At 51.5% G+C, this 23,892-nt stretch carries 24 protein-coding genes; 13 read left to right on the forward strand and 11 right to left on the reverse strand.

Annotated features, from left to right (window positions below; genetic code table 11):
- Positions 1-173 precede the first annotated feature (173 nt).
- Both AC2FNE_RS21770 and secB read left to right on the forward strand, forming a co-directional pair.
- On the forward strand, positions 174-674 hold the full coding sequence (locus AC2FNE_RS21770; RefSeq protein WP_496806263.1) for an FxsA family protein: 501 nt from the start codon (positions 174-176) through the stop codon (positions 672-674).
- A gap of 54 nt (positions 675-728) precedes the next feature.
- Positions 729-1,229 carry a protein-export chaperone SecB gene (secB, locus tag AC2FNE_RS21775; RefSeq protein ID WP_496806264.1) on the forward strand — a complete coding sequence of 167 codons (501 nt, stop codon included), beginning with the start codon at positions 729-731 and terminating at the stop codon, positions 1,227-1,229.
- Between the two features lie 25 nt (positions 1,230-1,254).
- On the opposite strand, the gene dnaQ is transcribed toward secB, so the two are convergent.
- Genes dnaQ through AC2FNE_RS21795 form a run of 4 tightly spaced genes read right to left on the reverse strand, consistent with a single transcriptional unit; the run spans position 1,255 to position 3,989 of the window.
- Positions 1,255-1,977: a DNA polymerase III subunit epsilon gene (dnaQ, locus tag AC2FNE_RS21780; protein WP_170481044.1), complete on the reverse strand. Its 723-nt coding sequence runs from the start codon at positions 1,975-1,977 to the stop codon at positions 1,255-1,257.
- On the reverse strand, positions 1,970-2,563 hold the full coding sequence (coaE, locus tag AC2FNE_RS21785; RefSeq protein ID WP_496806265.1) for a dephospho-CoA kinase: 594 nt from the start codon (positions 2,561-2,563) through the stop codon (positions 1,970-1,972). Before coaE ends, dnaQ begins: the two co-directional genes overlap by 8 nt.
- Positions 2,560-3,393, reverse strand: a complete 834-nt coding sequence (locus AC2FNE_RS21790; protein ID WP_496806266.1) for a shikimate dehydrogenase — start codon at positions 3,391-3,393, stop codon at positions 2,560-2,562. Before AC2FNE_RS21790 ends, coaE begins: the two co-directional genes overlap by 4 nt.
- A complete protein-coding gene (locus AC2FNE_RS21795; protein WP_496806267.1) occupies positions 3,390-3,989 on the reverse strand; it encodes a Maf family protein in 600 nt (199 codons plus the stop codon). The genes AC2FNE_RS21790 and AC2FNE_RS21795 overlap by 4 nt, the downstream gene beginning before the upstream one ends.
- Positions 3,990-4,394: 405 nt before the next feature.
- On the opposite strand from AC2FNE_RS21795, the gene AC2FNE_RS21800 reads away from it, so the two are divergent.
- From AC2FNE_RS21800 to AC2FNE_RS21830, 7 genes are all read left to right on the forward strand, one after another.
- Positions 4,395-4,844 (forward strand): CopD family protein, encoded by a 450-nt coding sequence (locus tag AC2FNE_RS21800; RefSeq protein ID WP_170606495.1) that lies wholly within the window; start codon positions 4,395-4,397, stop codon positions 4,842-4,844.
- A 123-nt stretch (positions 4,845-4,967) separates the two neighbouring features.
- Positions 4,968-6,239 (forward strand): transcription termination factor Rho, encoded by a 1,272-nt coding sequence (gene rho, locus AC2FNE_RS21805; protein WP_170481031.1) that lies wholly within the window; start codon positions 4,968-4,970, stop codon positions 6,237-6,239.
- A gap of 31 nt (positions 6,240-6,270) precedes the next feature.
- A complete protein-coding gene (gene mnmE / locus AC2FNE_RS21810) occupies positions 6,271-7,554 on the forward strand; it encodes a tRNA uridine-5-carboxymethylaminomethyl(34) synthesis GTPase MnmE (RefSeq protein ID WP_496806268.1) in 1,284 nt (427 codons plus the stop codon).
- A gap of 12 nt (positions 7,555-7,566) precedes the next feature.
- Positions 7,567-9,435, forward strand: coding sequence for a tRNA uridine-5-carboxymethylaminomethyl(34) synthesis enzyme MnmG (gene mnmG / locus AC2FNE_RS21815; RefSeq protein WP_170606491.1), 1,869 nt, complete (start codon positions 7,567-7,569; stop codon positions 9,433-9,435).
- On the forward strand, positions 9,435-10,055 hold the full coding sequence (gene rsmG / locus AC2FNE_RS21820; protein WP_437436820.1) for a 16S rRNA (guanine(527)-N(7))-methyltransferase RsmG: 621 nt from the start codon (positions 9,435-9,437) through the stop codon (positions 10,053-10,055). Before mnmG ends, rsmG begins: the two co-directional genes overlap by 1 nt.
- Positions 10,048-10,851: a ParA family protein gene (locus AC2FNE_RS21825; RefSeq protein WP_170481019.1), complete on the forward strand. Its 804-nt coding sequence runs from the start codon at positions 10,048-10,050 to the stop codon at positions 10,849-10,851. The genes rsmG and AC2FNE_RS21825 overlap by 8 nt, the downstream gene beginning before the upstream one ends.
- Positions 10,852-10,871: 20 nt before the next feature.
- The gene (locus AC2FNE_RS21830) at positions 10,872-11,765 is read left to right on the forward strand and encodes a ParB/RepB/Spo0J family partition protein (protein ID WP_170606487.1); all 894 of its coding nucleotides are present in this window, start codon (positions 10,872-10,874) and stop codon (positions 11,763-11,765) included.
- Here AC2FNE_RS21830 and AC2FNE_RS21835 read toward each other — a convergent pair.
- From AC2FNE_RS21835 to rph, 4 genes are read right to left on the reverse strand one after another with little or no spacing between them, the layout of a single operon-like run.
- Positions 11,755-12,108 carry a YbaN family protein gene (locus AC2FNE_RS21835; protein WP_496806269.1) on the reverse strand — a complete coding sequence of 118 codons (354 nt, stop codon included), beginning with the start codon at positions 12,106-12,108 and terminating at the stop codon, positions 11,755-11,757. The two genes, AC2FNE_RS21830 and AC2FNE_RS21835, sit on opposite strands and share 11 nt — an antisense overlap.
- A 3-nt stretch (positions 12,109-12,111) precedes the next feature.
- Positions 12,112-13,275: a radical SAM family heme chaperone HemW gene (gene hemW / locus AC2FNE_RS21840; protein ID WP_496806270.1), complete on the reverse strand. Its 1,164-nt coding sequence runs from the start codon at positions 13,273-13,275 to the stop codon at positions 12,112-12,114.
- Positions 13,256-13,870 (reverse strand): RdgB/HAM1 family non-canonical purine NTP pyrophosphatase, encoded by a 615-nt coding sequence (gene rdgB, locus AC2FNE_RS21845; protein ID WP_170606481.1) that lies wholly within the window; start codon positions 13,868-13,870, stop codon positions 13,256-13,258. Before rdgB ends, hemW begins: the two co-directional genes overlap by 20 nt.
- Complete coding sequence (gene rph, locus AC2FNE_RS21850) at positions 13,867-14,580, reverse strand: ribonuclease PH (RefSeq protein WP_170481002.1); 714 nt, start codon at positions 14,578-14,580, stop codon at positions 13,867-13,869. The genes rdgB and rph overlap by 4 nt, the downstream gene beginning before the upstream one ends.
- A 112-nt stretch (positions 14,581-14,692) precedes the next feature.
- Here rph and hrcA point away from each other — a divergent pair, with 112 nt between their 5' ends.
- Both hrcA and AC2FNE_RS21860 read left to right on the forward strand, forming a co-directional pair.
- Positions 14,693-15,757: a heat-inducible transcriptional repressor HrcA gene (hrcA, locus tag AC2FNE_RS21855; protein ID WP_170606479.1), complete on the forward strand. Its 1,065-nt coding sequence runs from the start codon at positions 14,693-14,695 to the stop codon at positions 15,755-15,757.
- A gap of 10 nt (positions 15,758-15,767) precedes the next feature.
- Entirely contained in the window at positions 15,768-16,331 is a 564-nt protein-coding gene (locus AC2FNE_RS21860; RefSeq protein WP_170480998.1) for a nucleotide exchange factor GrpE, read from the forward strand.
- A gap of 44 nt (positions 16,332-16,375) precedes the next feature.
- Here the strand turns inward: AC2FNE_RS21860 and mutS are convergent, their stop codons facing one another.
- Positions 16,376-18,991 (reverse strand): DNA mismatch repair protein MutS, encoded by a 2,616-nt coding sequence (gene mutS, locus AC2FNE_RS21865; RefSeq protein WP_170606636.1) that lies wholly within the window; start codon positions 18,989-18,991, stop codon positions 16,376-16,378.
- A gap of 162 nt (positions 18,992-19,153) precedes the next feature.
- Here mutS and AC2FNE_RS21870 point away from each other — a divergent pair, with 162 nt between their 5' ends.
- The gene (locus AC2FNE_RS21870; protein ID WP_170606634.1) at positions 19,154-21,409 is read left to right on the forward strand and encodes an NADP-dependent malic enzyme; all 2,256 of its coding nucleotides are present in this window, start codon (positions 19,154-19,156) and stop codon (positions 21,407-21,409) included.
- Between the two features lie 3 nt (positions 21,410-21,412).
- Positions 21,413-22,285 (forward strand): ribokinase, encoded by an 873-nt coding sequence (locus tag AC2FNE_RS21875; protein WP_170606477.1) that lies wholly within the window; start codon positions 21,413-21,415, stop codon positions 22,283-22,285.
- Here the strand turns inward: AC2FNE_RS21875 and msrA are convergent.
- The gene (gene msrA / locus AC2FNE_RS21880; RefSeq protein WP_170606475.1) at positions 22,282-22,953 is read right to left on the reverse strand and encodes a peptide-methionine (S)-S-oxide reductase MsrA; all 672 of its coding nucleotides are present in this window, start codon (positions 22,951-22,953) and stop codon (positions 22,282-22,284) included. The two genes, AC2FNE_RS21875 and msrA, sit on opposite strands and share 4 nt — an antisense overlap.
- 96 nt (positions 22,954-23,049) lie before the next feature.
- A partial coding sequence (locus tag AC2FNE_RS21885; protein ID WP_496806271.1) for a M48 family metallopeptidase occupies positions 23,050-23,892 on the reverse strand: 843 nt, incomplete at its 5' end.

The raw sequence follows: 23,892 nt of genomic DNA on the forward strand, positions 1-23,892 counted from the left end.
AGGCGCACAATCAGAAAAACAGCGATACCAAGCAAGACCAATAGCTGGATCATGGGATTGTTCATTTCGTCCTCTTTTCAGAACCGAGACTTTGTAAGCGCAGCCTCATGCTCCTATGTAGGTGACAGTTGGTAGCAAGTCCACAGCCCGAACTACTAGAAAGGACAGCGCATATGTACCTGTTTCTGGCTTTTTTGTTGGTACCCATTATTGAGATCGCCCTGTTCATTCAGGTCGGTGGTCTGATTGGGCTATGGTCGACACTTGCCATTGTCGTATTGACGGCTGTTTTAGGTACCGTTTTGGTGCGGACACAAGGTCGCATGGCGCTGGGAGAATTACAGCGGTCCTTTTCCCAAATGGATGACCCAACTGAACCCTTAGCACACGGCGCTATGATTTTGCTTTCGGGGGCTTTGTTAGTAACACCTGGTTTCTTCACTGACATTATTGGTTTTGCATTGTTAATTCCCGCTATACGTTTGGCTTTGTTCCACTACTTGAAGTCCAAAATCTCGGTCACGCAATTCCAGATGGGCGCGGGTGCGCAATTCCATAGCCGTCCAGAACCATTTGAAAATGCCGATGTGATTGACGGTGAGTACTCCGAGGTCCGGCCCAGAAATGGCTCCGCGAAACCTTCTAAGTGGGTAGAGGGGCCGCACCAGCATTGAGGTGGGTCGCGCAACTTGTTAAGCAGTGACGAAAATCATTTTTGGAGTAGATCCATGGCCGACGAAGACGCCAAAGAAAACACCACGGCACAAGCCGCACCGCAGGTCCAAATGCGCGTTTTGGGGCAGTTCATCCGCGATTTGTCCTTTGAAAACGTAATGGCGCAAAAGGGCGTATCGGGCGAAGTTCAGCCTGAAATAGCGGTGCAGGTTAACCTGGATGCAAAAAAGCGACCGACTGAACACCAATATGAAGTGTCGATCAAGCTGAACCTGAAATCCAAAGCCAAGGGCATGGAAGATATTCTTTTCGTTTGCGAAATCGATTATTGCGGCCTGTTTCATGTTGAAGGCGTGCCAGAAGATCAGCTACATCCGTTCCTGCTGATTGAATGTCCGCGCATGCTGTTCCCTTTCCTGCGCCGCATTGTCAGCGACATTACCCGCGACGGAGGTTATCCACCGGTCAATTTGGACAATATCGACTTTGTAGCACTTTATCGGAATGAAATTGCGCGCCGCCAAGCTGCGCAGACGCAGAAAACAGAAGCTTAAGTTATTTGCTCGCGTCTGGGCACCCTCAGACGCGGGTCCAAAGGGCATTTTCGCCAAGGTTTTCTACAAAAGAGTTGTGTGCCACGCGCTCTTCTTCTGTGATCCGTTCAGGCAATGCTACCGCGCGCGGCGCAGGACGCCATGCATCGCCTCCTTCAGATACCGTCGACGCCGCTGTAGCCAGACCAAAATCCGGCTGCCGCCCACCAATCAGCTCAAGATAAACTTCAGCCAATATTTCCGAGTCGAGTAATGCCCCATGAAGAACACGGTTCGAGTTATCAATGTTGAACCGGCGGCACAGCGCATCCAATGAGGCAGGAGAACCGGGGAACCGTTTTCGCGCGATTGCCAATGTGTCAACGGCCTGTTCAATCGGTATCATCGGCGCACCCATCCAACCCAATTCAGCATTCAGAAACTTCATATCAAAGGATGCGTTGTGGATTACTAGTTTTGCGTCACCGACAAAGTCGCGAAATTCCAGACCAACTTTTTTGAAAACCGGTTTATCCTTCAGCGTAATCTGCCCAGGCTTTGTAGGTTGAGGCGGGTCCAGCAAGTCTGGGCCGATTCCGTGTACACCAAACGCGTCTTCGGGCATTGATCGCTCTGGGTTAATGTAGACGTGATACGTTTCGCCGGTTGCTACATGATTCCATAGCTCCACGGCACCGATTTCTACGATCCGGTCACCGTTTTCAGGGTCAAAGCCAGTGGTTTCCGTATCGAGTACGATCTCACGCATTTCGCATTCCCACTCTGATTTGTCTGACTATATCCTGTACCTGCGCACGGGCGTGGTCCAGTGTATCCGTGACAATCACAAAGTCTGATCGTCGGCATTTCTCTTCATTTGGCATTTGTTTGGATCTGATTTGATCGAATTGAGCCTCAGTCATCGTGCCCCGTGTCATGACTCTGCGCTTTTGTTCCTCGGGCGATATCGAAACGCTCGCGACCGCGTCCATTTCGGCTTCCCCGCCGGTTTCAAAAAGTAACGGGATATCAAATACAATGATATCTGCTGTTTCCGAGGCACGAAAAGTCGCCCGGTCTTTGGAAACCAATGGATGAACTATGGATTCGATTACTTTCAATGCCGACGGTTCCTTAGAAATAATCTGCTTTAAGACATTTCTGTTGACCGAGCCGTCTATTATAGCTTCAGGATAGATCTCTGATATCGACTGCACGGCGGTACCCCCTGGTGAGTACAACCGATGGACTGCATCATCTGCATCCCACAAAGCACATCCTTCGTCCGCAAACATCTTTGCTGTAGTGCTTTTTCCCATACCAATCGAACCGGTGAGTCCAAGGGTGAAACTCATGCTAACGCCGCCGCACGCGCGTATTCGTCAACTTCTGGACGAACTCCGAACCAACGCTCAAAACCGGGCACAGCCTGGTGGAGCAACATGCCTAAGCCGTCAACCGTGGTGCATCCAGCTTCTTCAGCCGTCCGCAGGAGACGCGTTTTCAAAGGAGTGTAGACAAGATCCGTTACAACGGTACCCGGCTGCAATCCATCCAGTGGTACGCGCAACTCTGGCTGTCCTTGCATTCCCAAAGACGTTGTGTTGACGACCAGTTCGGCATTCTCGACAACATTTCCGGCCTGCACCCAATCGACTACCGTAATGCGTTGTCCAAATTCCTCTTTCAGATGGTCGGCTCTGTTGCGGGTACGATTGGTCAGCATAATTTCTGGTACACCTGCATCTGCAAGAGCCCACAATACTGCTCTGGCCGCTCCTCCAGCGCCGAACACAACTGCTGGACCATCCTGAGGCACCCAATCCGGAGCGCCCGATCTCAGGTTCGCCATAAAACCATACCCGTCAGTGTTGTCCGCATGGATCGAACCATCTTCACGGAATACCAGTGTATTCGCTGCCCCTATGACAGAAGCGCGGTCGGCTGCGTGATCCGACAGACGCAGTGCGGCCTCTTTGTGTGGAACTGTTATGTTGGCGCCGACAAAACCTGCCTTGGGCAGTGCCCGCAAAACGGTTTCGAGATCAGCAGGCGCCACGTCCATCGGGATGTAATGACCTGATAACCCATGAGCCTTGAGCCAATGACCATGTAATTTCGGTGACCGGGAGTGTGCAACGGGGTGTCCTATCACCCCGGCCAGTGGGATACGATGGTCCGTCATTGGTCAATTACGCCTTTCACAGCAAAAAAATTAATGATTTCTAACAAGGGAATACCCAGAACGTTAAAGTAATCGCCGTCTATGTCCGCAAATAGGCGTACACCTTCTTCTTCCAGTTTATACGCTCCAACAGAATAACGAATACTCTCCCAATTTCGAGTGACATAGTCGCGTAAGTACGCGTCCGAACTCGCTCGCATCCGCAATCGCACCTGGCCAACATGTCTCCAGACCGGTTCGCTATTCTGATAGACGACTGCCGCAGAAAGCAAAGCGTGCCGTCTACCGCGCATAGACTTGAGCTGTTGCAGAGCATCTTCAGGCGAATCCGGTTTCGAAATCACCTTGCCGTCAAAGTCCAATACCTGGTCGCACCCTATTACCATAGCACCCGGCGACTTATCACTGACTTTCCGCGCCTTCATTTCGGCCAAAGCGTCTGCGATATCCCGAGGAGACGCATCTTCGGCCAACAACGCTTGTTTCACGCTATCCTCGTCTATGCGCGCGACATTTACGGAAAAATCAATACCAGCATTTCGCAGCAGCTGTGCTCGAATAGTAGAACCAGAAGCCAAAACAATGGGGACAGACATGTGGAAAACCAGCCGAGTAATTCGTTAACAGTTCTGGGATGTTTTGTATGGTTTTCCGATTGACACGCAAGTCCTGTGTTCACGCAAAAAATATCTGTGAGTCGCTCAAGTTCGGTCCAGATAGGACAAGGATAAGTTCATTAAACGGGATAAGGTAGTTTTCCAAGAATTCCTCTGGAGATATCCCCAGACTTAATTTTGTGTCGACATCTCAACATGTTGTTTTTATTTACTTATTTTTCTATATCAACAGAACTTCTGCTCTGAACTTTAAACTCATCCAGCTTGGGGAAAAACCTTGGAAAAACAAGTAATCCACGGATTCTATACTCCCTACAAAACCATCATCCTTTTTCTTTTCTATTTTTTTTATTAGGGAAGATCAGAACAAAGCTCGAGGCCGGGATGACTGACTTTCTTATTACCCTTTATCCATGGGTGAAGTCCTTGCACATCATGGCAGTGATTTCATGGATGGCTGGTCTATTCTATTTACCGCGATTGTTCGTCTATCATGTCGAAAAGGCGCAAACGGTGGCAGGTGCGCAAGAAATTTTCTTTGAAATGGAAGAAAAGCTACTTCGTGTGATCATGCGTCCCGCAATGATAGTAGCGTGGATATGCGGATTATTGATGGTCTTTACGCCTGGCATTGTCAGTTGGGATTGGGCATGGCCATGGGTTAAAGGCGTTGCCGTATTAGGCATGACTTGGTTTCACCATTGGTTAATGGCAAGGCGAAAGGACTTTTTGGCAGGAAGCAATAGGCTTACCGGGCGCCAGTATCGAATGATGAACGAAGTTCCGACAGTCTTGATGGTGATTATTGTACTATCTGTTGTTCTAAAGTTCTAAGGGCGTTTGACTCTGCTGCCATTGACCCTTAATTAAGGCAAAACGCTCCCGTCCGGGCTGCGTATCTTCCAACTGCAAATTTTCAGATGTGCCGCAGGCTTTGTGGCCAAGGTCCGTATAATCATGACAACTGAATCCCTGAACCTGTCCGATCTAAAGGCCAAAAGCCCAAAAGACCTTTTGGCGATGGCTGAAGAGCTAGAGATCGAAAACGCCTCGACCATGCGCAAGGGCGAGATGATGTTCCAGATTCTGCGCGAACGCGCGGATGAAGGTTGGACTGTCGGCGGTGATGGTGTGCTTGAAGTTCTCCAAGATGGCTTCGGGTTTCTGCGGTCGCCTGAAGCTAATTATCTTCCCGGACCAGACGACATCTATGTCTCACCAGACATGATCCGCCAGCACTCGTTGCGTACAGGTGACACGGTTGAAGGGGAAATAAAGGCGCCGGATGAGAACGAACGTTATTTTGCGCTGATAAAGGTTACGAAAATCAATTTTGAAGAACCTGATAAGGCCAAACATAAGATCCTTTTCGACAACCTGACGCCTTTGTATCCAGAAGAGCGTCTTAAAATGGAGATTGAGGATCCAACCATCAAAGACAAGTCTGCCCGTGTTATTGACTTGGTCGCGCCGATCGGTAAGGGACAGCGTTCGTTGATCGTGGCGCCGCCGCGGACAGGTAAGACAGTAATCTTGCAGAACATTGCGCACTCTATCGAACAGAACCATCCTGAATGCTATTTGATCGTACTATTGATCGATGAACGTCCCGAAGAAGTGACGGACATGCAGCGGTCGGTGAAGGGCGAAGTCGTTTCTTCTACCTTCGACGAACCGGCGACACGTCACGTGGCTGTGTCAGAAATGGTAATCGAAAAAGCAAAACGTTTAGTCGAGCATAAACGAGATGTTGTTATTCTTCTCGACTCGATAACAAGACTTGGTAGAGCTTTTAACACTGTTGTTCCATCTTCAGGTAAAGTTTTAACGGGTGGTGTCGACGCAAATGCACTTCAGCGGCCAAAGCGGTTCTTCGGCGCCGCACGGAATATAGAAGAGGGCGGTTCGCTGACCATCATCGCGACAGCGCTGATCGACACCGGTAGCCGGATGGACGAAGTGATCTTTGAAGAATTCAAGGGTACCGGTAACTCAGAAATTGTTTTGGATCGTAAGATTGCTGATAAGCGCGTGTTCCCGGCAATCGACATCCTCAAATCTGGTACCCGTAAAGAGGATCTTCTGGTTGATAAAGGCGATCTCGCTAAGACTTTTGTCTTGCGTCGCATCCTGAACCCAATGGGGACAACAGACGCGATTGAGTTTTTGCTGTCAAAGTTAAAGCAGACTAAGACGAACTCTGAATTCTTTGACTCTATGAATACCTGATACAGAGAGCTGACTCTCGCGGGGCCTACGAATGGATACGATATTCGCCTTGGCCAGTGCGCAAGGCAAGGCCGGGGTGGCTGTTATTCGTCTTTCCGGCCCACTGGCCCACACAGCCGCAAAGAAGCTTGCGGGCAAAGATCTTCCGCCTCGTGGCATGCGACATTGCTGTCTGCGTGATTTTAGTGGTGCGCGACTGGATGACGGTCTGGTTTTAACCTTTCAAGCGCCTAAGAGCTTTACAGGCGAAGACGTGGCCGAGCTGCAAATCCACGGCAGCGTTGCTACTGTAAACGCGTTACTTCGGTGTCTTTCTGAAATACGCGGACTTCGTCTTGCGGATCCGGGAGAGTTCACCCGGCGAGCATTGGAAAATGGTAAGATCGACCTGACTCAGGTAGAAGGTTTGGCGGATCTAATAGATGCGGAAACCGAAGCCCAACGCAAGCAGGCTCAATCCGTTCTAGCCGGTTCGTTAGGATCTTTGGTAGAGCGATGGCGTCGAGATTTAATCCGAGCGGCGGCACTGCTCGAGGCGGTGATTGACTTTGCCGATGAGGAGGTTCCGACTGACGTATCCCCAGAGGTCCAAACTCTGGTTTCGGGAGTTGTTTCAGACTTGGAGCAGGAAGCAAGAGGCGTACGTATTGCGGAACGGATCCGAAATGGTTTTGAAGTTGCGATTGTCGGTTTGCCAAATGCGGGAAAATCTACTCTCCTGAATGCGTTGGCTGGCAGGGAAGCGGCGATTACATCGGAATTCGCTGGAACAACCCGGGATGTGATCGAAGTTCGAATGGACCTAGCGGGCCTTCCAGTCACACTGCTTGACACGGCGGGGTTACGAGAGACGGATGATTATGTCGAAAGCATCGGGGTAGAATTGGCGCGAAAGAGAGCTGAAGCTGCAGATTTAAGGGTTTTTTTATCCGAGACAACGGACGAGTTGGGGGTTGAGTTGCAGGCCGGCGATATACAAGTTCTTCCAAAGGCCGATCTTCGGAGCTCGTCTGCGGGTGTGTCTGGAAAAACTGGACAGGGTATTGACGAACTTGTATCCAACATATCGCGGGTTCTGGTTAATCGATCCACTATCAGCGGTGTTGCAACACGAGAACGACACCGTATAGCGATGTTAAAGGCAATAGACGCTTTGACTGCTGCGCGGACTGTTCTGGAATCGGGGCCGGATATGTATGATTTAGCTGCAGAAGAGTTACGCTCAGGTATCCGAGCACTCGAATCAATAGTTGGCAGAATAGACGTTGAGAACTTGCTGGACGAAATATTTTCCAGTTTTTGTTTGGGAAAGTAAGGATTGTTTCACGTGAAACATTCGAAGTTTGATGTTGTAGTTGTCGGCGCTGGACATGCCGGAACAGAGGCAGCTCATGCAGCGGCAAGGATGGGTGTGCGCACGGCATTAGTTACTTTGTCTGAACGAGATATCGGAGTGATGTCCTGCAACCCTGCGATCGGCGGCCTTGGTAAAGGGCACCTGGTGCGAGAGATCGATGCCATGGACGGTGTTATGGGAAGAGTAGCAGACCGCGCTGGTATACAGTTTCGGTTATTAAACAGACGGAAGGGACCCGCAGTACAGGGACCTCGCGCGCAAGCGGATCGCGCCCTTTACCGCGCAGCAATGCAATATGAAACGCAGCGACAACCGAATCTTTCTGTTATCACAGGCGAAGTCACCGACTTTGTTTTACGGAATGACCGTGTTTCTGGTGTTCGTTTGTCGGATGGTTCCGAAGTTTATTCTGGGTCGGTTATTCTTACCTCGGGCACGTTTCTGCGCGGCGTTATTCACATTGGAGACGTTTCGCGCCCCGGCGGCCGAATGGGCGACAAGCCGTCTGTCAGGCTGGCAGATAGGCTGGATAATTTTGGATTACCGACAGCTCGGTTAAAAACGGGAACACCGCCCAGGTTAGATGGGCGTACAATTAATTGGGACGTTTTAGAAAGACAGGAAGGCGACCCTGAGCCCACCTTGTTTTCATTCTTGTCGAGCGCCACAACAGCACCTCAGATCGCATGTGGAATCACTCATACGAATGCACGGACTCATGAAATAATTGAAAAAAATCTTTCCAGGTCGGCTATGTATGGTGGTCACATCGAAGGAGTGGGACCCAGATACTGTCCTTCAATTGAGGACAAGATTGTAAGGTTTGCCGATAAGGAATCTCACCAGATCTTTCTGGAGCCCGAAGGCGTAAATGACCACACGGTATACCCGAATGGAATCTCGACCTCGTTGCCTGAGGAAGTGCAGTGGGATTATGTGCGGTCGATCAAAGGTTTAGAAATGGCGGAAATCCTGCAGCCAGGATACGCCATTGAATATGATTATGTAGATCCGCGCGCTTTAACCGCCTCATTGTTGGTGTATGATGTACCGGGTCTGTACCTGGCCGGACAAATCAATGGAACCACGGGTTATGAAGAAGCTGCTGCACAAGGTCTTGTAGCCGGTTTAAATGCAGCACTAGAATCCCAAGGCCGTGAGCCGCAGTATTTTACTCGAACGGACAGCTATATTGGAGTTATGATTGATGATTTAACTACGCGCGGTGTTGCAGAGCCATACAGAATGTTTACGTCGCGCGCGGAGTTTCGGCTTTCACTTAGGGCTGACAATGCCGATCAACGTTTGACGCCGATTGGCATAGATTTAGGTTGCGTAAGCAAAGAGCGGCAATCAGCGTTTGAGAACAAGAAAGAGAAATTGAAGGCCGCAAAGTCGAAGCTTACTTCGGTTTCGTTGACCCCTAAAGAAATTCGGTCTTCCGGTATAAATGTCAATCAAGACGGTAACCGTCGAGATGGAATGCAATTGTTGGCTTTTCCGGGCGTTACGTTTGATGATGTCGCCGCCTTATTGCCAAGTGTTGTTGGCACAGAACCGGAAATACGCCGCCAGATCGAGCGAGAAGCCCTGTACGCCAACTATATTGCTCGTCAACAGAGAGATGTTGACGCGATGAAGCGAGATGAGTCGCATAGAATTCCTAACGATTTCGACTACTTTCTACTGGATGGGTTGTCGACGGAGATGAAGCAAAAACTGTCCAAGGCGCGTCCAGAAAATATAGCGCAGGCAAGTAGGGTCGAAGGGGTGACTCCCGCTGCTCTAACCCTTGTTCTTGCGAAACTTAAGCGATCTCAGAAAGCTTTAAAGGCATGATGGAAAGCTTCGGTAAGGAGCTGCGCGACCTGAATGTTTCACGTGAAACATTTAACCGACTTTCTATTTACGCCAACTTGATAACACGCTGGAACGCAAAAATAAATCTAGTTTCGCGAAAGAGTTTAAGCGAACTATGGTTCCGACATATACTGGATTCCGCACAGCTTTTCAGGTGTGTGCCAACCGCTAATCATTGGGTAGATCTTGGAAGCGGCGGGGGGTTTCCGGGAATGGTATGCGCCATAATGGCGATTGAAGAAGCGCCGGCAACAAGGTTTTCGCTAGTAGAGAGCGACCAGCGAAAATCGGCGTTTTTGAGAACCGTGGCTAGGGAGTGCAAGGTAAACTGCACGGTTATTTCGAAGCGAATTGAAGAAATTGATCCACTTGACGCCGACGTCCTTTCAGCACGGGCTTTGGCCAATCTGACAACTCTGATTTCTTTTTGTGAAAGACATTTGACCGACACTGGCTTAGCACTGTTCCTTAAGGGCGAAAGTTGGGAAAAAGAGCTGGCGGAAGCGCGAGAAGAATGGAACTTTCAAGTTGAGCCAATTACAAGCTTAACCGAGCGCAAGGCCGTTATCCTTAAGATAAAAGGAGTGACTCGTGGTTGATCTTTCTCGTCCAAACGGACCCCGGATAATTGCAGTTGCCAACCAAAAGGGGGGCGTGGGGAAGACGACGACAGCAATTAACCTTGCCGCAGGCTTAGCAGAAGCAGGATGTAAAGTACTGGTGGTAGACCTGGATCCGCAAGGAAACGCGTCTACTGGCCTGGGGGTCGAGGATCGAGATTGGACAACTTATGATCTGATTTTGGATGATGCTCCACTTGAGGCTGTTGTTCAGGAGACGGAAATCGAGAACTTACTTATCGTGCCGGCTACAGTAGACCTCAGTTCGGCGGATATCGAATTAATTTCAAATGAAAAGCGTAGTTACTTGTTACACGACGCCCTCAGGCAAACATCTATAGATTCATTTGAATTGGACTTTGTATTAATAGATTGCCCCCCATCGCTGAACTTATTGACAGTAAACGCGATGGTGGCTGCACATTCTGTTTTAGTTCCATTGCAAAGTGAGTTCTTTGCACTTGAGGGATTATCGCAATTAATGCTCACGATCCGAGAAGTTCGCCAAACAGCCAACCCAGCCCTGAGAATCGAAGGCGTTGTGTTAACAATGTTTGATAACCGCAACAACTTGTCCCGTCAGGTCGAAAAGGACGCACGTGACAACCTCGGAGAGATGGTATTTAAAACCAAGATACCAAGAAACGTGCGGGTCAGCGAGGCACCGTCTTATGCGTTGCCAGTGTTGCAGTATGACTCGGGTTCATTGGGGGCGATGGCTTATCGGCATCTAGCTCGGGAAATAATGCACAAAAACAAAAAGGTAGCTGCCTAAGTGGTTATCAGGAGGGTGAAATGAGCGTTAAGAAAAGCAAATCTCGCGGATTGGGACGGGGACTTTCAGCTTTAATGGCGGACGTGACGCCAGAAAGTGAAGGCCGTGCTTCTTCAGAGCCGCGGCGACCGGACCAAAAGGTTCCGATAGAAAAGCTTCGTGCCAACCCGAACCAACCCCGCCGCACATTTTCACAGGACCAACTGGATGACCTTGCTGCCTCAGTCAAAGAAAAAGGAATTATTCAGCCACTGATCGTGCGAAGTGTTTCGTTTGATGAGTATGAAATTGTTGCTGGCGAACGTCGATGGCGTGCTGCTCAGATGGCGCAACTTCATGAAATTCCTGTAATTATTCGGGATCTGGATGATACCGAAGTTCTCGAGATTGCGATCATCGAGAACATTCAGCGTGCGGATTTGAATGCTGTCGAAGAGGCGGCAGGTTACAAACAGCTGATGGACAAGTTCGGCCACACTCAGGAAAAACTTTCTCAGGCTTTGGGAAAAAGTCGCAGTCATATCGCCAATCTGATGCGCTTGCTGACATTGCCGATTGATGTTCAAACACTTGTCGTTGAAGGCAAGCTGTCCGCAGGTCATGCGCGCGCACTTATCACCGCAAATAACGCATCGGAATTGGCAAAAGAGGTTGTCCGCAAGGGCCTATCTGTTCGTGAGACCGAAGCAATGGTTCAAAAACAGAGCCATATTGATGAAGAAAAGCAGACAAAAGCAAAAAGGAACCGCCCTGAAAAGGACGCAGACACACGAGCGCTTGAAAAGGACCTGTCCGCAATTTTGGCGATGAAAGTATCAATCAACCACAAGCCTGGGAGCGAAACGGGGCAAGTCGTGCTGAACTATGAAAATCTGGATCAATTGGACGATCTGTGCGCCAAGCTTAGCCGTTAGGTCTTGTCCAGATAAAGATCATCACGCCCCCCAGCGTTAGCGCTTGTATAATCAAGACATGGGGCGGTACGGAAAACAAAACAGATAGTCCAAATACGGCGATAACTGAGATAGTGGCGGCCTTTTTCGCCCCCGGACGGATGGAGCCGGAGGTTTGCCAGTCCAGTATCATTGGTCCAAAAGTTCGATGAGTTATGAGCCAATTGTGAAGGCGTGACGAAGAGCGAGCAAAAAAGAAGGCCGCCAGCAAAAGAAAAGGTACTGTTGGTAACAGCGGCAATACAATCCCGATTATTGCAATTGCAACGCAGATCAATCCCAGCCCTGCCCAAAGAAACTGCATATACTACTCCAGCAGTGATCTTATGACTGCGTTCAATACAGCGCGTCCTTTGTCAGTTGCAGAAAGTTGGTTGCCCCTGACGTTCACCATACCATAGCCGATGAGTTCCTCAATTTTGCTTTCGTTCAACGGAACCGCGGAAAGGGCATTAAACCGTTCTATATTTAGACCATCTGTCAGTCTTATACACATCATGAGGTATTCAATGGCTTGATCCTGTTTTGCTAAAACAAAACGTTTCTTTTCGCCTGTTCCTTTGGAAACGGCATTGAGCCAAGCATTTGGCGACAAGTAAGTTTCAGTGGCGAATTTATGCCCGCCCAATGTAAGCCGCCCATGAGCACCAGGGCCTACGCCGACGTAGTCACCGTAACGCCAATAGATCAGATTGTGTCGTGACTCAGCGCCGGGGCGAGCATGATTTGATACCTCGTAAGCTGGCAGCCCGTTTGCCTCGCAAATCTCCTGCGTCGCAGTGTACATGTCGGCAGAGCTGTCTTCTTCTGGCAGGCCGCGTAATTTACCCAGAGCGTAGCGATCGCCAAAGGCGGTACCGTCTTCGATTGTCAGTTGATAAAGCGATAAATGATCAACTGCCATAGACAATGCCTCGGACAGCTCTGCGCGCCATTCACCCACGGATTGGTGTTGCCTGGCATAAATCAGGTCAAAGCTGACCCTGTTAAAGCAATCGCGGGCAACGTCAAAGGCTGCGCGTGCCTCGGCCACTGTATGATTCCGGCCCAATCGACGCAGATCGTTATCATTCAGCGCTTGGATACCCATCGAGATGCGATTGACACCAGCATCGCGGTAGGCGCCAAAACGTCCGGCCTCGACCGAACTGGGATTTGCTTCAAGGGTTATCTCCATGTCATTAGCTGGCCGCCAGAGCGCGCGCGCCGTATCAATGATCGCCGCAACAGACTCCGGGTCCATTAGTGAAGGTGTGCCGCCTCCAAAGAATATCGTATTAAGAATCCGATCTGAAGTTTGATGTGCCGAACGCTTCAATTCACTCAGATAAGCCGCAAGCCATTGTTTTTGATTAATATTTCTGGACACATGGCTATTGAAATCGCAATATGGGCATTTGGCCTCACAAAAAGGCCAATGAACATAGAGGCCAAAGCCTCCATTCAGCCAATCATCCGCCAAAGCAGCCATTCACAAACATCTGAACAGCGCGTCCACGGTGGCTGATCTTATTCTTTTCCCAACGATCCATTTCAGCATAAGTGACGTCGTAGCCTGATGGGACAAACATCGGATCATATCCGAAGCCGTCTTTGCCTCGGATGGGCCAAACCAAATGGCCTGGGGCGACACCCTCGAAAACTTCGTCATGCCCATCGGGCCAAGCCAAAACCAAAGTGCAGCGAAACTGCGCTGTGCGGGGAAAGGGGGCCTTTTTTTTCTCTAACTCATGATGTGCTCGGGTCATTGCTGCCAGGAAATCGCGGCCCTGATCAGTTTCAGCCCAATCCGCCGTGTACACTCCTGGCGCCCCATTCAGGGCGTCGATTGTAATCCCAGAGTCATCCGAAAGCGCGGGTAGACCTATGGCTTTGGCTGCAGCATGAGCTTTGATCCGGGCATTGCCGACAAAGGTATCTTCGGTTTCTTCTGGTTCGGGCAAGCCCAAGTCACCGGCACCCACAACCGCCACCCCAAAGGGCCTCAGGAGATGCGCCATCTCCTCAAGCTTTCCTGTATTGTGCGTTGCAACAAGCAGTCTGTCGCCTGTGAACTTGCGCGTCATGCGGTGGCGGCCTTTTGAGCAGCAACCAATTCACCGACTCCCTTTTCAGCCAGATTCATCAAGTTGTTCATTTGATCACGACTAAAGACCGAACCCTCCGCACTCATCTGAACTTCGATCAGCTTCCCAGAGCCCGTCATAATAAAATTGCCGTCGACGCCGGCTTCGCTGTCTTCCGGGTAATCCAGATCCAAAACAGGTTGACCGGCATATATACCACAGGAAACAGCCGCCACAGGGTCGACAAGTGGGTCCGAAATCACGTCCCCCGATTTAAGAAGCTTATTAACCGCCAGTCGCAGAGCGACCCAGCCGCCAGTAATTGACGCGCAGCGAGTTCCTCCGTCAGCTTGAATGACGTCACAGTCTACAGTGATCTGGCGTTCTCCAAGAGCTACACGGTCCACGCCAGCACGTAATGCGCGACCAATTAGGCGTTGAATTTCAACCGTACGGCCGCCTTGTTTGCCGCTGGCTGCCTCACGCCTCATTCGTGTGTTTGTTGCGCGCGGAAGCATGCCGTATTCCGCAGTGACCCAACCCAGACCAGAACCTTTGATAAAAGGCGGCACACGATCTTCAATTGTTGCTGTACACAGCACATGGGTGTCGCCAACCTTGATCAGGCACGATCCTTCGGCATGTTTGGTAAATTCCGTTTCAATTGAAACGGCGCGCATTTCACTTAAATCTCTTCCTGAAGGTCGCATGGGATTTCCTTTGTTTTCTGGATTGGGGATAACGCTCAGCGGCGCTACGATGCAACCCCGATTGACCTTTCCGATGTCTGCTATTTAATGACGCTCCAGCAGAGGATTCTTGATGAGTGAAGCCAGTAAAATACTGGATGAAATGAACGACCGGTCACGTGAAGTGTTCCGTTTGATCGTCGAGAGCTATCTGGACAGCGGTGAACCGGTTGGCAGCCGTACCTTGACCAGAACGCTTTCAGAAAAAGTTAGCGCAGCTACCGTTCGAAACGTTATGCAAGACCTTGAATTTTTGGGTCTTCTCGATAGCCCGCATATCAGTGCGGGTCGCATACCTACGCAGATGGGTTTGCGAATGTTTGTAGATGGCTTGTTGGAAGTGGGCGACCTTGGTGCAGACGATCAACAGAAATTGGATGAGACTTTAGGCTCTAATGCAGGCGATGTTGGCGATATGCTTGATCGCGTCGGATCAGCATTGTCGCACGTGACCCACGGAGCATCCTTGGTTCTGACGCCTAAGCACGAATCCGAGATTAAGCACATAGAGTTTGTTTCGCTTGCGCACGATAGGGCTTTGGTGGTTCTGGTTTTTGCTGATGGACATGTTGAAAACCGACTTTTTACACCGCCTCCCGGGCAAACGCCCAGCTCAATGCGTGAAGCTGCGAATTTTTTGAACGCTTTGATCGAGGGGCGAACGCTCAGCGAAGTTCGGCAGCAAATGCAAACCCAAATTGCCAGCCGAAGACAAGAGATCGACTTGCTGGCACGTGAAATGGTCGAAAGCGGCATGGCGGCTTGGGACGGTGATGGAGCAGATTCGGCAAGACTTATAGTGCGCGGGAGAGCGAATCTGCTTGGCGAAACAGGTCAACAAGAGGAACTTGACCGGATTCGAACCCTGTTTGATGATCTTGAACGCAAGCGTGACATAGCTGAATTTCTCGAATTAACCGAAACGGGCGAAGGCGTTCGCATTTTTATTGGCTCTGAGAACAAACTTTTCTCACTTTCGGGTTCCTCTTTGGTGGTGTCTCCATATATGAACGCTGATCGAAAGATTATCGGTGCGGTTGGGGTCATTGGACCAACACGCCTTAACTATGGGCGAATCGTTCCGATTGTGGACTATACAGCGCAACTGGTCGGCAAGCTGATATCCGATCGGAGCTAGAGGGTAAGAGATGGCAGAACCCAAGAACGAAGAATTTCTGGATGACATCGCAACCGCCGAGGCGGAAGAAATGGCAGATGAGTTTGTGGAAATCAGCGAAGAAGCGTTGGAGCTGGATGAGCTGCGCGCCGAGCGGGACGATTTCAAAGATAAGTTCATGCGAGCGCTGGCTGATGCGGAGAATGCTCGCAAGAGAGGCGACAAAGCGCGCCGCGAAGCCGAGCAATACGGTGGCTCGAAACTGGCAAGAGATATGCTGCCTGTTTATGACAATCTAAAGCGGGCATTGGAGGCTGCGACTGATGAGCAGAAAGAGGTTGCCGCCGGTTTGATCGAAGGTGTCGAATTGACGATGCGAGCGCTGACAGACGTATTCCACAAACATGGCATCGAAGTGATTGCGCCCCAAGTTGGCGATCGATTTGATCCAAACGTGCATGAAGCCATGTTCGAGGCACCGGTTCCCGGCACCAAAGCCGGCGACATTATTCAAGTTTCAGCAGAGGGTTTTATGCTGCACGACAGACTGTTGCGTCCGGCGCAGGTCGGTGTTTCGTCAACCCCTGCCAACTAAATGCACGTATAGACGCGAACAGTTTCTGAAGGTGTGAGAGGCGGTCAAGAATTGGCCGCCTCTTTGAGCTTATATAACAAATCAAGAGCTTCACGAGGCGTCAACTCGTCCGGCAAAACCTCGTTTAACATGTCCTCTACTTGCGATGCCCTTGGCGAAGGCGGTGGCGGAGATGGTGTGGCCGAGAAAAGCGGCAGGTCGTCTATCAGCGTCTTTTGCTTGCCGCCTTCACGCTCCGTTTTCTCCAATTGGTCCAACACAATGCGGGCACGCTCAACGACAGCCGGAGGAAGACCCGCAAGCTGGGCGACCTGAACACCATATGAACGATCGGCCGCGCCCTTGTGCACCTCATGTAAAAATATCACCTCGCCCTCCCACTCTTTCACTGCGACAGTAGCGTTTTCGACTCCGTCTAAGGATCCAGCCAGCGCGGTAAGTTCATGATAGTGAGTGGCAAACAGAGCCCGGCACTGATTGGCGGCATGCAAATGCTCTAATGTCGCCCAGGCAATTGACAAGCCATCATAGGTAGCGGTGCCCCGGCCAATCTCGTCGAGGATCACCAGCGCGCGGTTGTCTGCCTGGTTTAAGATAGCGGCTGTTTCGACCATCTCGACCATAAATGTAGATCGGCCGCGAGCAAGATCATCGGACGCACCAACGCGGCTAAACAGTTGGCTCACAAGGCCGATATGCGTTTTTTCTGCAGGAACATAACTGCCCATTTGCGCTAACAGAGCGATAAGGGCGTTCTGCCGTAAAAAAGTGGACTTACCTGCCATATTTGGGCCGGTCAGCAACCAAATCGCCGCGCCCGCATCTGCATTAAGCTCGCAATCATTCGCCACAAACGGATCACCGTTTTGCTGACGCAAAGCATTCTCGACAACCGGGTGTCGACCACTAATCACTTCGAATGCGCGGGAGTTGTCGATGTGTGGGCGGCACCAGTTCTCGCCGCGCGCAAGATCGCCCAGCGCGGTAGTCAGGTCCAGTTCAGACAGGCCCCTCGCAGCTTGGTTTAAAAGCACGGCCTGATCGAGGACAGCGCCAGAAAGCCTTGAGTAGAGCCGCTTTTCGATCTCTAACGCATGGTTGCCGGCATTCAGTATCCGCGTTTCAATTTCTGACAGTTCTACTGTAGTGAACCTTACCTGGTTGGCTGTGGTCTGGCGATGGATGTAGGTTTCACTCAAAGGCGGGCTTAACATTTTCTCGGCATGGGTGGCCGTGGTTTCGATGAAATAGCCCAGTACGTTGTTGTGCTTGATCTTAAGCGAAGAGATTCCGGTGTGGCTGGAATATTTTTGTTGGAACCCTGCAATTACAGAGCGGCCTTCGTCGCGTAGTTTTCTGGCTTCATCTAGTTCGCCGTCAAACCCCGGCGCAATGAAGCCGCCATCACGCGCCAGCAAAGGCGGTTCTGCGGTTATAGCTTCGTCCAGAAGGGATAGAAGATCATCAAATCCCAGTAAGTTCTGCAGTGCCGTCGTTAACCGGACAGGTAGGTCCCGTCCGGTGCAAATTTCGGCGATTGCCGAAGCTTGTGTCAGAGCGTTTCGTATTGCCGCCAAGTCCCGTGGGCCACCGCGATCTAGCGACAGGCGGGAAAGAGCGCGGTCCAGGTCCGGGGTCTTCCGCAACGCATCACGGAGGTCGGAGGCCAACGGCCCTTCTTCGACAGCAAAGTTTACTGCATCCAGGCGGTCTTGGATCACATTCAGATTGCGCGATGGGCTGGACAGGCGCTGCTCCAACAGCCTTGCGCCGCCAGGAGTAACGGTGCGATCCATCACCGACAGTAGCGAACCAGCGCGACCGCCGGACAGCGAGCGGGTCAACTCCAGATTGCGCCTGGTAGCGGCGTCAATCTGAACGACGCGGTCCTCGGACTCTTTTAGCGGTGTCTGCAGCAAAGGGAGTTTGCCCTTCTGAGTGATCTCAAGGTAATCAACCAAAGCACCCATGGCCGAGACTTCAGCGCGGCTGAAGCTGCCAAATGCGTCCAGTGCGTTTACTTGAAACAACGCGCAAACACGCTTTTCAGCGGCAGTACTATCAAAACTGGCGCGCCCGATGGGAGTCATGGAAATTCCCATATCCCGAGCCAAGTCCCGCAATCTCTGCTCGATTCCATCGGCAACGATCAGCTCCGATGGTGCCAAACGCGCCAACTCGGGATTCAGGTGCACTGTCGCCAGTGGCATTACGTGAAACGCGCCAGTTGAAATATCTGCCCATGCCAGCGCAGCTTCGTCTCGAACCTCAGAGTAGGCGGCCAAAAAGTTGTTCCGTCGCGCCTCTAACAGCGCATCTTCAGTCAGAGTTCCTGGGGTAACAAGACGGACTACATCTCGCTTTACGACTGATTTAGAGCCTCTTTTCTTTGCCTCGGCCGGGCTTTCCATCTGTTCACAGACCGCCACTCGGAATCCTTTGCGGATCAATGTCAGTAAATACCCTTCTGCCGAATGAACTGGCACGCCACACATCGGAATGTCTTCACCATTGTGTTTTCCACGTTTGGTCAGCGCGATGTCCAATGCTTCAGCGGCATTCACGGCGTCTTCAAAAAACATCTCATAAAAATCCCCCATGCGATAAAAAAGCAAAGCGTCGGCATGGTTCTCTTTGATTTCGAGATATTGCGCCATCATCGGCGTGACTGTGGACAAGGCTTACCTCTTATGGCGTCTTCCGCGGGCGACCTTACAAATCCCCTCACTGGTGTGAAAGATGAAATGTATTCGAGATTGAGGCGCGTCCCAGCCTGCGCTATGAGGCGAAGGCCTTGAAGCTGTAAAGAAATGACCCGTTTGATGCCAAAAGCAAAGATTACCCAAGAAGAGGCGCTGGCCTTTCACCTGGAGCCAACCCCCGGCAAGTGGGAGGTTCAAGCCACAATTCCGATGACCACACAGCGAGACCTGTCGCTTGCGTACAGTCCCGGCGTGGCGGTACCGTGTGAGGCCATCGCTGATACCCCGGAAACGGCTTATGACTATACAAACAAGGGCAATCTGGTTGCTGTGATCTCGAATGGCACTGCGGTTCTGGGTCTTGGTAATATTGGCGCCCTTGCCTCAAAGCCGGTGATGGAGGGTAAATCTGTTCTATTCAAGCGGTTCGCAGACGTAAACTCGATCGACATAGAACTTGATACTGAAGACCCCGATGAATTCTGCCGCGCTGTACGTTCGATGGGGCCGACGTTTGGCGGCATCAACCTCGAAGATATCAAGGCGCCTGAATGTTTCATCATTGAACAGCGCCTGAAAGAAGAGATGGACATCCCGGTCTTTCACGATGATCAGCACGGAACGGCCGTGATTTGCGCGGCTGGTCTGATCAACGCTCTTCACATCTCGGGAAAGAAGATCGAGGATGTTAAGATCGTACTGAACGGGGCAGGTGCTGCCGGAATCGCCTGTATTGAGCTCCTTAAAGCGATGGGAGCAAGCCACGAAAACTGTATTGTCTGCGACACCAAGGGCGTAATCTATCAAGGCCGCACCGAAGGTATGAACCAGTGGAAGTCAGCCCACGCGGTTTCGACGGATCTTCGTACGCTGGAGGAGGCAATGAAGGGTGCTGACGTATTTCTGGGCGTTTCCGTCAAAGGGGCGGTAACCCAGGAAATGGTCCTGAGTATGGCCGACAACCCCGTGATTTTTGCCATGGCGAACCCAGATCCTGAGATCACTCCGGAAGAGGCGCATGAGGTCCGCGTTGACGCCATCGTCGCAACAGGTCGCAGCGACTATCCTAATCAGGTCAATAACGTACTGGGCTTTCCATACTTGTTTCGCGGCGCTTTGGACATTCATGCGCGTGCTATCAATGACGAAATGAAAATCGCCTGCGCTCATGCTTTGGCGCGTCTTGCGCGAGAAGATGTGCCGGACGAAGTTGCGATGGCCTATGGCAAGTCGCTGACCTTTGGACGGGATTATATCATTCCAACGCCTTTTGATCCCCGACTGATTCACCGTATCCCATCGGCCGTGGCCCGCGCAGGTATGGACACCGGCGCAGCCCGGCGACCGATAATTGATATGGAAGCCTACGAACTGAGCCTCAAGTCACGCATGGACCCAACAGCTAGTATTCTTAGGGGGTTGAATGCCCGCGCCCGCGCTGCCCAAAGCAGAATGATTTTTGCCGAAGGCGACGATCCACGCGTATTGCGCGCAGCCGTAATGTATCAGCGTTCCGGTTTTGGAAAGGCCTTGGTTGTCGGCCGTCCGGACGACGTTAAGCTAAAACTGGAAGAGGCGGGTCTGGGCGATGCCGTGCGAGAGTTGGAAGTGGTGAACGCCGCCAACACTACGCATTTGGATGCCTACAAGGAGTTCTTGTATGAAAGGCTTCAACGCAAGGGTTTTGACCGTAAGGATATTCACCGACTGGCAGCGCGCGATCGCCATGTGTTCTCGTCACTGATGCTGGCACATGGGCACGGGGACGGGCTAGTAACCGGTGCAACACGTAAATCGGCACACGTACTGGATCGGATCAATCATGTCTTCGATGCGGATGCCGCGAGAGGCGCCGCAGGCGTGACAGCTCTGTTGCACAAGGGGCGCATCGTCCTGATCGGCGACACTCTGGTTCACGAATGGCCAGATGAGAACGATTTGGCCAACATAGCAGAGCGTGCGGTCGCGGTAGCTCGGCATATGGGTCTGGAACCTCGGGTCGCATTTGTCAGTTTCTCGACCTTTGGTTATCCGGTTTCAGAACGTGCCGAAAAAATGCATGTCGCACCGACGGTTCTGGACAAACGCGGTGTCGATTTTGAATACGAAGGTGAGATGACGGTCGATGTGGCGCTGAATGTGGATCAGCAAGAAAGCTATCCGTTCCAACGCCTGACAGGTCCGGCAAACATCCTGATCGTACCTGCGCGCCATTCTGCGTCTATTTCGACAAAGTTGATGCAGGAAATGGGTGGCGCAACAGTAATTGGCCCCATTCTTTCTGGTATCGACAAGCCAATTCAGATTTGTTCGACAGTCTCAACTGCGAATGACATTTTGAATATGGCCATTCTGGCCTCCTGCGATATCGGATAAGATATGACCATCTGGAATCTTGGCTCGATCAACGCAGACATGGTTTATTCCGTGCCGCACTTGCCCCGGCCCGGGGAAACTTTGGCGGCGCAAGGGCTTGACCGTTTTCTTGGCGGTAAGGGGGCAAACATGTCCGTCGCAGCCGCCAGAGCAGGATCGCGGGTTTCGCATATCGGGGCAGTTGGCCCTGATGGGCGCTGGGCACAGGAAAGACTGACAGAATACGGCGTGGATACACGCAATATTGCTCAAGTGGATAGCCCTACGGGCCATGCCATAATCGCGGTGGATGACCATGGAGAGAACAGCATAATCCTGTTTCAGGGTGCCAACCATGCGATTTCCGAAGACCTGTTGGCAGGAGCGTTGTCCTCGGCGCATCCTGGTGATCTGCTGGTGATGCAGAACGAAACCAACGCGCAGATAATTGCCGGTAAAATGGCGCACGAAATGGGCCTCACCGTATGTTACGCGGCGGCACCATTTCAGTCAGACGCGGTTCTGGCCGTCCTGCCATACTTGGATTTTCTGATCTTGAACGAGGTTGAGGCTGAACAGTTGAAACAGTCCACCGGCAACTCGCCGTCAGAGTTGCCGGTGGAGCATGTGATCGTTACACTCGGGGCAATGGGCGCGCGGTATTTTCACCATGATTCCGAGCCTGTTGATTTTGAAGCGCACTCAGTTGAACCAGTCGATACGACCGGGGCGGGGGACACGTTCACAGGTTATGTGCTGTCAGGCATGGACCGCGGTATGCCAATGGCACAGGCGATAGTACTAGCAAATCGCGCTGCGGCCCTTATGGTGACTCGGCACGGTACAGCAGATGTGATTCCAGATCTGAAAGAAGTGCGCGAAGCGAGATTCGGTTAAGATCCGGCAAAGGGTGCCTTACCGCCCCAAAGCTGTTTGACCCGAGCGTCGCGCCCGCAAGCTTTGCGATAGGCTTTGTAGGCATTCTTTTGGCGTTTAGGACCAAACCGCGTAAGTACAAGCTTGTCTCCTTTATAGTAGTCCTGATGATATGCCTCAGCCGGGTAAAAGGCTGAATGGTTCAGGATAGGCGTGACAACCGTCTGTCCCAGTACGCGCTGGGCATCAGCCTTAGCGGCCTCGGCAATCGCTTTTTCCCCTGAATTAGAGACAAAGATTGCAGTGCGATAGCTTTCGCCTCTGTCGCAAAACTGACCACCGGGGTCTGTTGGATCGACGGAACGGAAGAACATTTCTAATAGCTTCGCGCGCGAAACCTGACTTGGATCAAATGTAATCTGGACGGCCTCATAGTGACCCGTTCCGCCCTTTGTTACCTGATCATAGGTCGGGTTGGCTGTTGAACCACCAGTATAACCAGATACGGCACCAATTACGCCCGACACGGATTCGAAATCAGATTCCACGCACCAGAAACACCCACCTGCAACTGTCAGTGTTTCAGTTCCCGCGGCCGGCGCGGGGAGGGCGCGTAATATCGCTGCCAGAGTAATCAAAAAAAACAACAAGGCAGGCTTAATGCAGTTGGTGCGAACATTCCGGTCCATGACAAGTCTCCTTCAATCACAAGGCTGCCTTCGGACTCTGCCCGTTTCAATCCGCTGTCATCGTTTGTCACGGGTTGGTGACAGGATTTTATCGCTCTAACGGTTGTGTGTTAGGGCATCCAGGTGTTCGATCCGCTCTTTAAGCCCGGGATGGGTGCTGAACCAGTTGCCGTGCTGATCCTCATGATGCGACACCATTAAGTCGAAGAATTCACTCAGTCCTTTGGGGTCAAAACCTGCGCGTTCTGCCAACCTGACACCAAACTGGTCTGCCGCAAGCTCGTGTTGACGTGAGTAAGAAAGTGACAGTATCAGGCTGCCTTCCAGTAAAACGTCCTCAAGGATTGGTCCGGTGTCTCCCGCCAATAAGCTGATTAAGACGAAGCCGCCAGCTGAGCGATAAAATTGGCGCAACCCATGCCGCTCGGCCACGTGCCCGACTTCGTGCCCGATGACACCGGCGACTGCGTCTGGTGAGGCGATATTGATGAGATCATCGGTAATAACGATTGTACCGTTTGGCAGCGCCATCGCGTTCGGGCCCATTCCGGGCATGTTTCGAAATTCAAGCTTGTAGTCATGTGCACCTGCTTGCGATCCCAGAGCAGAAATAATCAGATCGAAGCTGATTTGAACTTCTTCCTTCTTCTTGTCCGTCAGTCTACTTGGTTCCGCAGCGATCGCGTCAATTGTCTGCATGATGGTTTTGTCGATTGACGCAATCAGGGTCGGAGGAGTCATCCAAACCGCCAGTGAAACGAGGATGGGCAGCCCGTATTTCCAAACACCCCAAGTTCCGACGAGGCAGGCCAGCAGAACGATCATCAGGCGTGGGTGAAGTCGCTCGTACCGGTGCAGAAGCGATCCACGACTGTCACCAACTAAGTGCTCCAGCGCATCGTGATGGTTTGTCAGAAACAAGGTGCCGTCTGGAAAAAC

It is taken from the genome of Ruegeria sp. YKSD179, from assembly GCF_059612885.1.